General features: G+C 59.0%; 14 protein-coding genes. 9 read left to right on the top strand and 5 right to left on the bottom strand.

Going from position 1 to position 13,671, the window contains the following annotated elements; translation table 11 throughout:
* The first annotated feature begins 102 nt into the window (after positions 1-102).
* Positions 103-957, top strand: coding sequence for a phosphotransferase (locus tag PHU01S_RS00715; RefSeq protein ID WP_307721766.1), 855 nt, complete (start codon positions 103-105; stop codon positions 955-957).
* A gap of 425 nt (positions 958-1,382) precedes the next feature.
* Positions 1,383-1,655 carry a GNAT family N-acetyltransferase gene (locus PHU01S_RS26190; RefSeq protein ID WP_127505541.1) on the top strand — a complete coding sequence of 91 codons (273 nt, stop codon included), beginning with the start codon at positions 1,383-1,385 and terminating at the stop codon, positions 1,653-1,655.
* Positions 1,656-1,807: 152 nt separating this feature from the next.
* Here the strand turns inward: PHU01S_RS26190 and PHU01S_RS00725 are convergent, their stop codons facing one another.
* The 4 genes from PHU01S_RS00725 to PHU01S_RS00740 all read right to left on the bottom strand — a co-directional run bounded on the left by PHU01S_RS00725 (position 1,808) and on the right by PHU01S_RS00740 (position 5,787).
* A complete protein-coding gene (locus PHU01S_RS00725) occupies positions 1,808-2,479 on the bottom strand; it encodes a class I SAM-dependent methyltransferase (protein ID WP_127505543.1) in 672 nt (223 codons plus the stop codon).
* A 151-nt stretch (positions 2,480-2,630) separates the two neighbouring features.
* Complete coding sequence (locus tag PHU01S_RS00730) at positions 2,631-3,782, bottom strand: DHHW family protein (protein WP_127505545.1); 1,152 nt, start codon at positions 3,780-3,782, stop codon at positions 2,631-2,633.
* A gap of 24 nt (positions 3,783-3,806) precedes the next feature.
* Entirely contained in the window at positions 3,807-5,225 is a 1,419-nt protein-coding gene (locus tag PHU01S_RS00735; protein ID WP_127505547.1) for an MBOAT family O-acyltransferase, read from the bottom strand.
* A gap of 13 nt (positions 5,226-5,238) precedes the next feature.
* Positions 5,239-5,787: a DUF4358 domain-containing protein gene (locus PHU01S_RS00740; RefSeq protein WP_083436401.1), complete on the bottom strand. Its 549-nt coding sequence runs from the start codon at positions 5,785-5,787 to the stop codon at positions 5,239-5,241.
* Between the two features lie 212 nt (positions 5,788-5,999).
* On the opposite strand from PHU01S_RS00740, the gene PHU01S_RS00745 reads away from it, so the two are divergent.
* The 7 genes from PHU01S_RS00745 (at position 6,000) to PHU01S_RS00770 (ending at position 12,788) form a co-directional block, all read left to right on the top strand.
* Positions 6,000-6,719 (top strand): YebC/PmpR family DNA-binding transcriptional regulator, encoded by a 720-nt coding sequence (locus PHU01S_RS00745; RefSeq protein WP_048746186.1) that lies wholly within the window; start codon positions 6,000-6,002, stop codon positions 6,717-6,719.
* A gap of 236 nt (positions 6,720-6,955) precedes the next feature.
* Entirely contained in the window at positions 6,956-7,117 is a 162-nt protein-coding gene (locus tag PHU01S_RS25535) for a hypothetical protein (RefSeq protein WP_164762924.1), read from the top strand.
* Positions 7,114-7,806, top strand: a complete 693-nt coding sequence (locus PHU01S_RS00750; protein ID WP_127505549.1) for a PadR family transcriptional regulator — start codon at positions 7,114-7,116, stop codon at positions 7,804-7,806. The genes PHU01S_RS25535 and PHU01S_RS00750 overlap by 4 nt, the downstream gene beginning before the upstream one ends.
* Entirely contained in the window at positions 7,803-9,542 is a 1,740-nt protein-coding gene (locus tag PHU01S_RS00755) for an ABC transporter ATP-binding protein (RefSeq protein WP_127505551.1), read from the top strand. Before PHU01S_RS00750 ends, PHU01S_RS00755 begins: the two co-directional genes overlap by 4 nt.
* Before the next feature lie 4 nt (positions 9,543-9,546).
* Entirely contained in the window at positions 9,547-11,301 is a 1,755-nt protein-coding gene (locus PHU01S_RS00760; protein WP_048746191.1) for an ABC transporter ATP-binding protein, read from the top strand.
* 37 nt (positions 11,302-11,338) lie between these two features.
* Positions 11,339-12,250, top strand: coding sequence for a LysR family transcriptional regulator (locus PHU01S_RS00765; protein ID WP_127505553.1), 912 nt, complete (start codon positions 11,339-11,341; stop codon positions 12,248-12,250).
* Between the two features lie 100 nt (positions 12,251-12,350).
* On the top strand, positions 12,351-12,788 hold the full coding sequence (locus PHU01S_RS00770) for a rhodanese-like domain-containing protein (RefSeq protein WP_127505555.1): 438 nt from the start codon (positions 12,351-12,353) through the stop codon (positions 12,786-12,788).
* 151 nt (positions 12,789-12,939) lie between these two features.
* Here the strand turns inward: PHU01S_RS00770 and PHU01S_RS00775 are convergent, their stop codons facing one another.
* On the bottom strand, positions 12,940-13,665 hold the full coding sequence (locus PHU01S_RS00775) for a response regulator (protein ID WP_127505557.1): 726 nt from the start codon (positions 13,663-13,665) through the stop codon (positions 12,940-12,942).
* Positions 13,666-13,671 lie beyond the last annotated feature (6 nt).

The following is a 13,671-nucleotide window of genomic DNA, read 5'->3' on the forward strand; positions in this document are numbered from 1 at the left end:
AAGGCTTGGGGTGGCGGGAAGGAAAATGGAAGGGAGCGGAAAAAGATCAGCGCCAATCAATGGGATGCGGAATGGGAAGTATCGGAGAGGCTGGCTCGCCGCTTGATCGAAAGTCAATTTCCGGCGTTATCCGGCAAGACCGTCGAAAGAATCGGTTATGGCTGGGACAATACCGTCTTTCGGGTCGGATCGGAGACGGTGTTCCGCTTTCCGAGAAGAAAAGTCGCCATAGACCTTCTGGAGCGAGAGTGGAGGATTTTGCCGCAGCTTGCAGAGCGTGTATCGATTCCGTTTTCGAGGCCGTTGCATTTGGGAAAAGCGAGTCCGGATTTTCCGGCTTCATTTCTCGGATACAGCTATCTGCCGGGCCGATATCCGATCGGGCTGAGCGATGAGCAGCGCGTCCGGTCCTCATCCGCTTTGGCTGTTTTTTTGAGGCAGGTGCACGCTTTTCCGACCGAGACCGCCTTGGAATGCGGAGCGCCGAGCGATCATCGCAATCTGCTCGACATGGAATCGCGAAAACTCAAGATGCTGGAATGGCTTCCCAGGCTTGCAGCCCAAATGCGCGATGATGAATACCGTTCTCTCCGCCGTTATTTGACGGAAGGAGGCGCCAAGCTCGCAGCCGGCAAAAAGGTGTTCCTGCATGGAGATCTTCACTTCAAGAACATGCTGGTTGACGATAGCGGCCTCATATCGGGAATCATGGATTGGGGCGATATGAATGTCGGCCATCCGGCTTGCGATCTCAACATCGCCTATAGTTTTCTGCCATCCCATGCCAGAGAGCGCTTTTTCGAAGAATACGGCGAAGTCGATCAGGAGACGAGGGAACTGGCGCGGCTGATCGCGGTCTACATCCCGTTGCTCATCATGCTGCAGGCTGTCGAAGAGAAGGATGCCGGGATCGTCGCAGCCGCGAAGGATACGATACAGCGGGCGCTCTCGGATTGAGCCGATGCATGCAGGGAGAGTATAATCAACCTTACTTTATCGCAGAGGGAGAGAAGGCCATGGATACTCGCAGGCTGAATCAACTTCATCATCACAAGCAGCGTTAGCACACCTGTATACAAACAGGGTGGGCTAGCGCTGCTCGCGTTGGCCTCCTTGCGGCATATGGAGCGCGCAGGACCATAAGGTCCTGCGCGCTTTTTTTATCTCAAAAAACAAAACGGAAGGAGCGGCAGAATGCAAAATGTAAAAGGAACTTACGATTATTGGGGCAAAAAATAGGCGACCGGAGATACGGCTGCGTCCATCTTGAAAGCTGCTGCAGCTTTGCGGAGAGCCGGCATAAGGACCAGCACGGATTTGAGCAGGCGCAAGCTGAAACAGCGAGCCTGTGAACGACAGGCTAGAACTCGATTCCTCTAACCTTGGAGAACGAAGCCGTCAAGGAAAGCAGCGAGGAGCTTCGTCCGTGGATGCCCTGGGCGAAACTGCGCCGGACGAGTCCGAAGCCTCGATCCGCAGTGCTGGCCAGCTTGATTGAAATCCGCTGCGATTCCCGGAACGGCCGAAGCGCTGCAGTCGCGTTGCGCTGCGGCTATATGCAGGAGGGAGTTCTTCGCCGTCACTCCATCGATCCAAGCGGAAGCCCGAGGGATACGATCACAGCGGCCCCATCATTCCGCAGGGGGGGCGAATAAGCAGCCGCTCGCTTTCAAAGCTTTCTGGGATGGATAGCAGAATGGCATCACAATCATTGATCTTCATCGAAACACGCCTTCCGGAAAATATCCTCCAGCATAGCATTGAAAGGGAATAATTGGAGGTCCAGGATCATTCTGCATGTCGGCTGTCATCTGCGCGATGCGGAGAAGAACAAGAAGAGCGGGATTCTCCGGCGCCTCTCGTAGGTATCCGCGGAATGGAACCGTTCCCGGACGGGATTCGACTCGCGCAGGCTTCCGACCGCCAAGCCGGCCGCTTGAAGGGCGGAGAAATAATGCTCGACGGTTCGGTGAAACTTCCTGACCGTTGTGCCCAGCCATTGCTGCTCCCGGAAGCCTTCATCGAAATACCGGTCGACGGTCCAGTCGGTCCGGGTCCCCGAAGGCTGAAGAGTGGAGGTGATGACGGGGTGCTCGACGGAGAACACCAGCCGGCCGCCGGGCTTCAGCGATTGGACAATCCGTTCCAGCACGGCTTCCAAATCGTCCACATAGTGGAGCGCCAGCCTCGACAGCACAAGATCGTAGCTTGCCTGCGGATCGCTCCAATCCTCCATCGAGCTGTGGATGACAGCGCCGGCTGTGCCGGCAAGCGTCCGCCGGGCGAGCTCCGACATCGCCGCCGAGCCTTCGACGCCGGCATAGGAGGCGCAATTCCGCTCCAGCAGCTCCGTGCCGAAGCGGGCGTCGCCGCAGCCCAGATCCAGAATGCGCAGCCCTTCCGGGTCGCCGATCAGCTCCAGCATCACGGGCTTTTCCAGGGTGTCGTTGGCATTGTCCACGCTGTTTCTGCGGCTCATATAGGCCTGCAGAAAATGCTCGTCATCATAATAATCATGTCCTCGCTCCGATATGGGAATCCCTCCTGTTCGGTCCACATTATACCAATCCCATCGTATTTTATATATGGCAAAAAATAAGGAAGCCCCGGATTCTGTCCGGGGCTTCCTCTCAGTTCAGATGGTTCAGCAAGCCGCTTGTTTCAAACAGGCTGCCTGTGTTGAACAGGAACAGAATCTGCTCGATGCCGTTCGCCGCCGCGTAATCGCCGATGCTGCCGTTGTAGTACCGGGGATCGATCACATGGATTTCCCTGGCATGAAGAGCCAGGAAAGGAATTGCGCTATGGGCGTAGGAATCCTTGACGACGAGCAGCTTGTCCAGATCGGCCCTGGCCGGAGGCAGCTCCGTCCGAATGACGGAGAGAGCATGAACGCCTCCGAGGAAGTAGGAATACTGATCCTTTTTGGCTAGATAGCTGCCGTCGTAGAGGCTGTTCTTCGTCTGGCCCGTGTCCAGAATCGACATCGTCAGCGGATAGGAGACTTTCGGGACATAGAGATCGATCTCATCCGGCTTGAGGCCTGCGAACTGGCCGCGGGTCTGATAGCTGCCGAGAAACGAGCTGCTGACGGGGTGAACGGTGAAATCCTGCTCTGTCAGCGGCGTCCAGTTCATCGAACGGGCATAAGCCCGGTAAGCGAGAAACGCTCCGTACGTCGTCCAGTGATGGTCGGTCCGGTAAAACAGCTGCTTGGATCCGGCAGCGGCATCTAGGAATGAGAACCCATTCAGAAAGTGGATTCCGCGGCCTTGAAGCAAGCGGCCGAATTCCTTGTTGACTTCGCGCTGGGAATCATGGGGAGCTCCGGTTGGCAGCCGATCCGGATCCATTCCGACCGAGTTCGGGGAGAGCATGAAGGAAATGTCCAGATCGGGATGGTGCCCGGCAAATGTCTTCAGCTTGTCCGCGTAGGCTTGCATAACGTCAGACTGGGGCTTGCGGTAGGCCTCGAACAGCCAACCGCCGCTGCCGAGGTAAACGCCGTTGTTTTCCCTTTGCCCCCGCAGCGTCTCCAGCCGGGACTTCAGCCCGATCCAGCCGTTGCGCCATGGAAAATGATCGGATAGGTAGGCTTCCGTTTCGTCGGCGAATTTCTTGCTGCTGACCGATTCCCAATCCAGACGCGGAAAGGCTTGCAAATAGCGGTTTTCCAATTCCGAAAAGGAGCTTTTGGGGGTAACGGCCAGCAGGACGGAGACGCCGAGCAGCATGCCGGCAAATCCGCAGGCCAGCAGCCGGTTGTAGGTTCTGCCGCGCATGACCGCACCTGCTCTCCAAGGAAGTTAGAATCGGAAATAAAGAAAGGGATTGAAGGTCGCATCCACGAGATAGGCGGTGGACAGCAGAAACAGCAGCGCCAGCATGATGAGCTTGATCACCGGAAGCAGCTTGGCTGATCTTGCGCTGGCGGCAAGGCTGGCGAATCGGATCTTGAACCGGGTCCAGTTCAAGGAAGCCAGCACAAGAAGGAGCAGCAATACGGCGTTGCCGGAAGCGAGGTACCCGGTCTGCCCGTCAGCGAGCGGCTGGCCGTGGATTCCCGCCATTGCGCCGAGATAGCCGATGATTTGGGACAGCGATTCGAAGGCGAACAGAACCCATCCGACCAGAATCAGCGCCACAGCATACAGATGGCCGACGATTCGCGGCCATTGCTCCAGCTTGCGGAGCAGCCAGACTTTCTCAAGCATCAGAATCACTCCAAAGTAAAGCCCCCACAGAAGGAAGTTCCAGCTCGCACCATGCCACAATCCGGTGAGCATCCAGACGATGAGAATGTTGCGCAGCTGCAGCGGCAGGCCGCGGCGGTTGCCTCCAAGCGGAATGTAGACATAGTCGCGGAACCAGCCGCTCAGCGACATATGCCAGCGACGCCAGAAGTCCGTGATGCTGCGAGCGGTATAAGGCTTGTTGAAATTCTCGTTGAAGCGGAAGCCGAACATGAGCCCGAGTCCGATCGCCATGTCGGAATAACCGCTGAAGTCGAAGTAGATCTGAAAGGCGAAGGCGGCAATTCCCAGCCAGGCGGTAAGAACGGGCAGCGATTCCGCGGGGGCTGCCGATACGCTGTGCCAGAGAAGCCCGATATTGTTGGCCAGCAGCACTTTTTTGGCGAGACCGATCAGGAATCGCTCTACGCCTTCGGCGAACAAGGCCCAATCTGCCTTGCGCTCCGTAAGCTCCTTCTCCACGGTGACATAGGCGACGATAGGCCCGGCGACAAGCTGGGGAAACAAAGCCACGAATGCGGCGAAATCAAGCCAGTTCCGCTGCGCCTTCACCCTGCGCCGATAGACGTCGACGATGTAGGACATCGACTGGAAGGTATAAAAGGAGATCCCGATCGGCAAGGGAAGATCCGGCAGCGGGAAATCCGTACCGATGAAATCGTTCACGCTTCCGATCAGAAAATCGGAATATTTGAAGACGGACAGCAGAGCCAGGTTGACGGCGATCGAACCGGCCACGAGGGCTTTGCGCGCCTGGGCGCTCCAGTCCTCCTTGCCGAGCAGGCGGCCGAAACCGTAATCCATCGTCGCGGAAAACAGCATCAGCAAGATGTAGACCGGCTCTCCCCAGGCGTAGAAGAGCAGGCTGAACATCAGCAGCACGACGTTTTTGAGCCGCTTGGGAGAAGCATAATAAACGATCAGCACCGCAGGCAGGAAGAGAAACAGGAACAGCAGGCTGCTGAACACCATAGCGGCCTACCCGTTACTTGGAAGCGTCGAAAAATCCGTCGAACGCGGCCTTCAGTTGTTCGCTCTTGTCCGAGATCAGGAAGAGCACATAGCTGCCCTTGACGTCGATGACGTAGCTCTTGGCGTTCTCATACTGGTCGGGCAAATAGTTCTCGAACTGCTTCTGGACGTCGGCGGCGCGCTGCTTGAGCGCATCCTGGACAGCTTTCATGTCTTTGGCGTCCTTGACTTTCAGGACGGCGATTTCATTCGTCTTGACATTCATGAGAGGAACCTTGATGGCGAAATCCTCCAGAAGCGACGGATCGATATGGTACTGCTGCTCGACTCCGTCCTTGTCGACATCCGCGAAGGCCGGCTGTTCGATCTTTTCCAGCATGCCGGCAACGATATCCTTGGCCGACTGGGCCGGCTCCTTGGGAGTCGACGGAGCGGGAGATGCGGACGGTGCCGGAGATGCCGATGCGGAAGGGCTCGGACTATTTGTGGCCGCATTCGAAGAACAGGCGGCAAGCGCGATGGCGGCGGAGAGAAGCAGCAGGGCGGATAAGCTTTTTTTCATGATCAGGAACTCCCTTGGGTATAAGATTCTATGTTGTTCAAGGAAGATAGACGGTCGAAAAATGTCGAATGTTGCGAAAGGAATTAAATCCCAATGGGCGCGCCTGAGGTTCGGATTCGGAGATTGGGATCAGCTCTTTGCGAGGCATCTGTCCATTGCCAGCCTGAATCGGTTATAATGGATGGGAGAATCCACAGGAAAGCGGGAGTACAATGGGTCGCAAATGGAACAATATCAAGGAAAAAAAAGCTTCGAAAGACGCCAATACCAGTCGGATTTATGCCAAATTCGGCCTTGAAATCTATGTAGCCGCCCGCAAGGGAGAGCCGGATCCGGAGTCGAACCGCGCCCTGCGCGTCGTGCTGGAGCGCGCCAAAACGTACAATGTGCCGAAGGCGATTATCGACCGCGCCATCGACAAGGCGAAGGGAAGCTCGGACGAGGTGTACGAGGAGCTCCGCTATGAGGGCTTCGGCCCGAACGGCTCCATGGTCATCGTCGATGCGCTGACGAACAACGTGAACCGGACGGCTTCGGCCGTGCGCGCGGCGTTCAGCAAAAACGGCGGCAACATGGGCGTCAACGGCTCCGTCGCCTACATGTTCGACGCGACTGCCGTCATCGGTGTGGCGGACAAGTCCCTGGACGACATCATGGAGATCATGCTCGAAGCCGACGTGGACGTGCGCGATATCGTTGAGGAAGACGAGAACATTCTCGTCTATGCCGAGCCGGATCAATTCCACGCCGTGCAGGAAGCGCTCAAGGCCGCCGGCATCTCGGAATTCACCGTAGCCGAGCTGACGATGCTCGCTCAGAACTACGTGACGCTGCCGGAAGAAGCGGAGGCTCCGTTCGAGAAGATCATCGACACGCTGGAGGATCTCGAGGACGTGCAGCAGGTGTATCACAACGTGGAGTATGAGGAATAGAATCGCAAAGAGAAGGCCGTCGGCTCCCTCCTAGGAGCTTGACGGTCTTTTTTGCGAGAAAAATGGAGGTGCCGCTTATGCGCGCTGCACGTATCGAAAAGAATGATTTGACGCTCAATGCGATATATCGTAATCTCGAAGCAAGACAGTAACGATATATCGCATTGGAGGTTGAACATCGATGAGAGATAGGAGCCGAAGCCGGGAAGGACATAGCTTCCGGAGCGCCCGGCGGCATGGGTTGGAAGGCGGAGATGCCGATAGCCGGCATAAGCATGGGCATGGCCGCGGGGAGGGCCGGGGTCATGCTGGGCGCAGAGATAGAGAAGATCTCAGAGAAGGAAGCGGTCACGGATACGGTTCCGGACCCAGGCCTGATTTTGGACAAGAGCCGGTGAAAGCTCATGGCCATCATCCGGGCCGCGGACACGGCCCCGGCCGCCAGGATGGCGGACGAGGCGGACGAGGCGGACGGGGAGGCGGAGGCGACGGCGGAGGCCGGATGTTCCACCGGGGGCAGTTGAAGTATGCCGTGCTCCAGCTGTTGAGCCGGGAGCCGATGCATGGCTATCAGCTCATGAAGACGATGGAGGAGGAGAGCGGCGGCAGTTATATTCCCAGCGCCGGCTCCGTATATCCCGTGCTTCAGAAGCTTGAGCATAAAGGGCTGATTTCTTCCGAAGCCTCGACGGATAGCCGCCGTTCCTACCGGATCACGGAGGAAGGACGGGAGGATCTGGCAGAGCACCGCCGCAGGATGGGAGCCGATGCCGATGCAGGCAAGCCTTCCTGGCAGGACTGGAGAAAGTCTCACGCGCAGCGTATGAAGGAGATTTACCATCGGTCTCTTGCAGCTGCGGAGGAATACGGCGGCGAAAAGGGGCCCGACCTCAGCCTGCTGGATTGGAACAGCATGATCCAATACGGAGTCGAGCTGATGGCGCAGCAGCCTTCCTCGCCTGAGGAGACAGGAAACACTACGCCTTTGGCGGACGCTTACGCAGCTCTGAAAGCATGGCTGGATGGACTGGAGCAGGACGGAGAAGATGACGTTCAGCCGGGCGAGGCCGAGGCTGCCGGAAAATGATCAAGCTTCTGTCGTCGAAGCTCTCGCCTTATCGGTGGGCGGTCATCGCAGCGCCGCTGTTCATGCTGCTGGAGGTCGCGATGGATCTGCTGCAGCCGAGATTCATGGCCGCCATCGTCGACCAGGGCATCGTGAAATCGGATCCGTCCCAGGTGCTGCGGACGGCTCCTTACATGCTCGGCGCAGCCCTTGTCGGCCTGGCAGGCGGAGTGCTGTGCACGGTCTATTCTACGCTCGCTTCGCAGAATGCCGGGCATGATCTGCGCGCCAGCTTGTACGGCAAGGTGCAGCGGCTTGGATTGGACACCGTCGACCGCTTCGGAACGGGCAGCCTGCTCACCCGGCTCACCGGAGATATCGCCCAGCTGCAGCAGGTCATCCTCGTCGCGCTCCGCATGCTTGCCCGCAGCGTGTTCATCGTTGCCGGCAGCATCGTCATGTGCATCGTCATCAGTCCGAGGCTGTCCCTCGTGCTGATCGTCATGATTCCGCTGCTCGCGCTGCTTCTGGCGTTCACGACCCGCCGATCGGTTCCGCTGTTCGGATCGGTGCAGAGAGCAATGGATCGGGTCAACACAATTCTGCAAGAGAATCTATCCGGCATCCGGGTCGTCAAGGCGTTCGTGCGCGCCGCTCACGAGCGGGAGCGGTTCGGCTCCGCCAGCAACCGCTTCCTGGATGCCAGCCTCCGCGCGGCCCGGCTTGCCGCGCTCAACGGTCCGCTGCTCGCCATCGTGCTGAATTTCAGCACGGTTGCGGCGCTCTGGTACGGCGGAGCGCTCACCCGCAGCGGGAGCCTGCAGCCCGGGGAGCTGGCCGCATTTCTGACCTATATCAGCCAGCTACTGTTCGCCACGATGAACCTCGGCAACCATCTCATGACGATCGGCCGCGCTCAGGCATCCGCGAGGCGGATCCAGGAAGTGCTGCAGGCGGAGACAAAGGAATCGGCCTATAAACCTGAGATCGCAATGCCAGCGCGGCCCGAAAAGGGAGCTCCATGTCTGGAGCTTCGAGGCGCCGGGTATCGATATCCAAATACGGATGGACGATCGCAGCCGGCTGCGCTGGCAGGAATCGATCTGTCCATCCGCGAAGGAGAACGAATCGGCATCGCCGGCATCAACGGAGCGGGCAAATCCACGCTTGCCGGACTGATGGCCGGTCTGCTGAATCCTGCCGAAGGAGAAGTGCTGCTGGATGGAATTCCATTGAAGCAATGGGATGCCGGAAAGCTTCGCGAGCGGGTTGGAATCGTGCTGCAGCAAGCGCATCTGTTCAGCGGCTCCATCCGTGAAAATATCGCCTACGGCCGTCCAGGCGCAGCGGCGGATGACATCGAAGCGGCTGCCGATGATGCGCAGGCCAAGGCTTTCATCGATGCGATTCCTGAACGCTACGAGGCGATGCTCGGCCAGCGCGGCGTGAACCTGAGCGGAGGCCAGAAGCAGCGGGTCGCTATCGCCCGGACTCTGCTCCTGAAGCCGGATATTCTCATCCTGGATGACAGCTCGAGCGCGCTGGACGCCTCGACGGACGCCAGGCTGAGAGAGAAGCTTGAACGAAGGGAGCATACGACCCTGATCGTCATCTCGCAGCGCATCTCTGCACTGGCGGGAATGGACCGCATCGCGGTCCTCGAAAATGGAAAATTGACCGCGGTCGGCAGCCACGAGGAGCTTCTCGCCAGCAGCGTTCTGTACCGGCAGCTGTCCGACTCCCAGCAAGGAGCGTGATCGCATGTCCAAGCCCCAATCCCCTCTCAAGAGGGTCGGTTCCTATCTGAAGGGACAACATCGTTCCGTTCTCTTCATAGCGATTCTCACAATCGCCGCTTCCGCCTTGACGCTTGCCGGACCTTATCTGCTCGGGCGAGCCATCGACGGCTTCATTATTCCGAAGGAGAGGGCGGGCCTCACACGTGCCTGCCTGCTGCTGGCAGCCGTCTATGCGGCATCCGCTTTTGTCGCCTGGATTCAGGCGCGCCTGCTCGCCTCGGTGTCCCAGAGAACGGTTTGGAGGATGAGAGGCGATCTGTTCAGCCACATCCAGAATCTTCCTCTTCGCTATTTTACCGGAAAAAAGCAAGGCGATCTCATGAGCCGGGCGACCAACGATATCGAGAACGTATCCAATACGCTCAACCAAAGCCTGGTGCAGCTGCTGTCGAGCGCGCTCTCGATTGTCGGCAGCTTCGCGGTCATGATCTGGCTGCAGCCGCTGCTGACTGCGGTCGCCATCTCGACGGTTCCTCTCCTATTTCTCGCCTCCAGGCGCATTGGCGCGGCGACGAAAAAGCAATTCAGGCTGCAGCAGCTGGAGCTGGGCGCCATCAACGGCTATATTGAGGAGACCGTCTCCGGACGGCGGATCGTCACGCTGTTCAATCAGGAAGACCGTGCAGAGCGGCAGTTCGGCGAGATGAACGGCAGGCTGAGAACGGCGGGCGTCAAAGCTCAACTCATTTCCGGCCTCATGGGACCGTCCATGAATGTGCTCGGCCATCTGAACTACCTGCTCATCGCCGCTGCCGGCGGCTGGCTGGCGGCCGGCGGCCATGCTTCGGCCGGCGTCATCGTCAGCTTCCTGGCCTATTCCAGGCAGTTCAGCTCCCCGATCAACGAGCTGGCCAACCAGTACAACCTCATCCAGGCCGGAATCGCCGGAGCGGAGAGGGTGTTCGAGACGATGGATGTCCCGTCGGAGCATGACGGGCCGGAACCGTCCGAGCCGTTGCCGGGCTCCGGCCGTTCTCTCCGGAATTCCGCGGTGACGTTCGACCGGGTCGGATTCGCCTATTCGCCGGAGGCTCCCATCCTCGAGGAGATCAGCTTCCGCTCGGAGCCGGGCAGCATGACCGCTCTCGTCGGACCTACAGGAGCCGGCAAGACGACGATCATGTCGCTGCTGGCCCGCTTCTACGAGCCGACCTCGGGCAGCATCTTCATCGGCGGCGAAGAAATCGGGAGCATGGACAAGAGAATGCTTCGCTCCCGCATCGGCATCGTCCTGCAGGACAGCGTCCTGTTCAAGGGGACGATCCGCGACAATATCCGCTACGGCCGTCTCGACGCTTCGGAGGCGGAGATTGAACGCGCGGCCAAGGCTGCCTCCGCCCACGGCTTCATAACCCGAATGCCGGACGGCTACGACACGGAGCTGTCGGCCGACGGCGGCAGCCTCAGCCAAGGGCAGCGACAGCTGCTTTGCATCGCCCGTACGCTGCTGGCCGATCCCGATATCCTTATCCTCGACGAAGCGACGAGCAGCGTCGATACGCTGGCCGAGCAGCGCATCCAGCAGGCGATGGCGGTTCTGATGGAAGGAAGGACGAGCTTTGTGATCGCCCATCGGCTCAGCACGATCCGGGCTGCGGACACGATTCTGGTCGTTGACGGAGGCCGGATCGTACAGCAGGGCAATCATGAACAGCTCTCTTCCGTCCAAGGGCTGTATCGGGATTTGCACACACGGCATTTCCAGAGCGTATCTTGAAGGCTGCAACAAGGAAGCCGGGAAGGAGAGGACGATTATGGAGCTTACGTATCTTCGTACGTTTGTCGAGGTTGCGGACAGAGGCAGCTACACGGAAGCCGCCGAACGGCTCGGCTATGCCCAGTCGAGCGTAACGGCCCAGATCCAGAAGCTGGAGGAGGCTTACGGAGCCGTCCTGCTGGAGCGCCGGGGGAGGAGGATGGCGTTGACCGAATCCGGGGAGACGCTGCTGGGCTATGCCAGGCAGATTCTCAGCCTGCATGCGGAATCGAGGGATGTTGTCGCTTCCGGCGGCAAAGGCACGCTTACGATCGGGACGATCGAGACGGTCGCCTCATATTACTTGCCCAAGCGGCTGCAAATCTTCGGCCAAAGCCACCCGGATATGAACGTGGCTCTCGTGACCGGCAATGAACCGCAGATCATCAAGATGGTCAAGGAGGGCAGTCTGGACGCCGGCTTCATTCTCGATCCGCCTTATGCCGATCCCGAGCTTCATGTGCGCTTGATCCAGGAGCAGGATCTGCTCATCGTGACTTCTCCGGAGCATCGCTTCGGCGCTAGGAACACGCTGTCCCTGCGTGATCTGGAAGGCGAATCCGTCATCCTCACCGAGGAAGGCTGCACATACCGAGCCTTGCTGCTGCAATCGCTCCGCAAGGAAGCGGTGCCATGCAGGCTCTCGTATGAATTCGGCAGCCTGCAGGCGATCAAGCAGGGCGTCGGCTACGGGCTGGGCATCGCTCTTCTGCCGAGAATCGCCGTCGAGAAGGAGATCGCGAGCGGCCAGCTTCATGCCGCGAGGCTGGACCGTTCGGAGTTCCGCTTCTGCATCCAGCTGCTTTACGCCAAGCGGAGAAGGGTTTCGCAGGCGTTCGAGGCCTTTGTACATGTCATGAGCGGCTCAGGCTCTATCGGTGAAGAGATCGCTATCCATCGAAACGAATGATGCCTGGAATCGAAAACGGCCGATAACGGCAGCGGTCAGGTTCATGATAAGCTGGCTTCACGAAAGGTTCCACGAGAACCGACAGGAGGCTGAAAGGATCATGACAAGTTCTATCGCATCATCTCTCGTTGAAGAAACTCCCTTCGCCGCGCCGCTTGAAGCCAGCCGCCATTTTGCCGCCAGGTTGGCGGTAGAGACGGATCCGTCCGATGTGCACCACGATCTGAAGCATGGAGCCGGCTCGTTCGTGCTGATAGACGCCCGTTCGCCGGAAGCTTATGGAGACGGCCACATTCCCGGCGCCGTCAGCCTTCCCCACAGGCTGATCAACGCCGAATCGGTCCAGTCCCTGGACCCGCAGATTCCGATCGTCGCCTACTGCTGGAGCCCGGCCTGCAACGCCGGAACGAAGGCGGCCGCCAAGCTCGCCGCGCTCGGATTCCAGGTCAAGGAAATGATCGGCGGCATCGAATACTGGCGCCGCGAAGGATTCGAGATCGCGGGCAGGCTCGGAGAGGACGCGCCGCTCATTGGATAGCGGAGCGAATGGGAAGAAAAGAAGCCGCCTGCGCAGGCGGCTTCTTTTTCTTCCCAAGGAATCCGATAGGATGAGCCGGCATGCCGCCTATTGTTCGGCACCCGGCTAAGTCTTCAGAAAATAGGGGTTCCGATGAGAGGCTGCCGCCCGTCTACGAGCGTCCCTTGCGGCAGCGGTATACCCGTTCCGGCCGCCCGACTCCGTAAGTCAGGTCCGCGTCGATCGTACCGAGACCGACCAGATACTCCAAATACCTGCGGCTGGTAGAGCGGCTGAATCCGATCAGCTTGGCGACCTTTTCGGCCGACATGCCGTTCTTGTCGCCGGCAATCGCCTGGGACACCTTATCGAGCGTCAGCTTGTCGATTCCTTTGGGCAGCGGCGAAAGGTCTGCCGGTCCAGGGAGCTCTCCCGCCCGGGTGAGCAGGCGGTCCACGTCATGCTGCCCGATGCTGTCGGCTTCGTGCAGGCGCGAGAGCTCGCGATGGTAATGGGCGTATCTTTCCATCGTTTCCTTGAGCCTGTCGAATACGACCGGTTTCATCAAATAGTCGAAGGCTCCGCAGCGGATCGCCTCCTGCACCGGTCCGATCTCGCGGGCGGCCGTGATCATGACGACATCGGTGCTGCGGTGCAGCTGCCGGATATGGCGAAGAAGGTCCAGGCCGCTTGCGGGCGGCAGGTAAATATCGAGAAGCACGAGCTGCGGCTCCAGAATTTCAAGCTGAACCTTGGCCTGTGCTTCGTCGGCAGCGATTCCGCATACCCGGAAGCCGGGAATCTGCTCCAGAAACCGCCTGTTGATCTCGGCGATGCGCAGATCGTCTTCGATAATCAGCACTTCAATCGGCATGTCGGGCTTTTTTTGCTGTTCCATGACTTC

Origin of the sequence: Paenibacillus humicus NBRC 102415 (assembly GCF_004000905.1) — a bacterium.
GTDB classification, from domain to species: Bacteria; Bacillota; Bacilli; order Paenibacillales; family Paenibacillaceae; genus Paenibacillus_O; species Paenibacillus_O humicus.

Bases quoted from the DNA above. Each gene is read 5' to 3' on its own strand.
- PHU01S_RS00770 (WP_127505555.1), top strand. From the start codon at position 12,351: ATGACAAGTTCTATCGCATCATCTCTCGTTGAAGAAACTCCCTTCGCC.
- PHU01S_RS00760 (WP_048746191.1), top strand. From the start codon at position 9,547: ATGTCCAAGCCCCAATCCCCTCTCAAGAGGGTCGGTTCCTATCTGAAG.
- PHU01S_RS00735 (WP_127505547.1), bottom strand. From the start codon at position 5,225: ATGGTGTTCAGCAGCCTGCTGTTCCTGTTTCTCTTCCTGCCTGCGGTG.
- PHU01S_RS00765 (WP_127505553.1), top strand. From the start codon at position 11,339: ATGGAGCTTACGTATCTTCGTACGTTTGTCGAGGTTGCGGACAGAGGC.
- PHU01S_RS00730 (WP_127505545.1), bottom strand. From the start codon at position 3,782: ATGCGCGGCAGAACCTACAACCGGCTGCTGGCCTGCGGATTTGCCGGC.
- PHU01S_RS00755 (WP_127505551.1), top strand. From the start codon at position 7,803: ATGATCAAGCTTCTGTCGTCGAAGCTCTCGCCTTATCGGTGGGCGGTC.
- PHU01S_RS00745 (WP_048746186.1), top strand. From the start codon at position 6,000: ATGGGTCGCAAATGGAACAATATCAAGGAAAAAAAAGCTTCGAAAGAC.
- PHU01S_RS25535 (WP_164762924.1), top strand. From the start codon at position 6,956: ATGGGTTGGAAGGCGGAGATGCCGATAGCCGGCATAAGCATGGGCATG.
- PHU01S_RS00775 (WP_127505557.1), bottom strand. From the start codon at position 13,665: ATGGAACAGCAAAAAAAGCCCGACATGCCGATTGAAGTGCTGATTATC.
- PHU01S_RS00725 (WP_127505543.1), bottom strand. From the start codon at position 2,479: ATGAGCCGCAGAAACAGCGTGGACAATGCCAACGACACCCTGGAAAAG.
- PHU01S_RS00740 (WP_083436401.1), bottom strand. From the start codon at position 5,787: ATGAAAAAAAGCTTATCCGCCCTGCTGCTTCTCTCCGCCGCCATCGCG.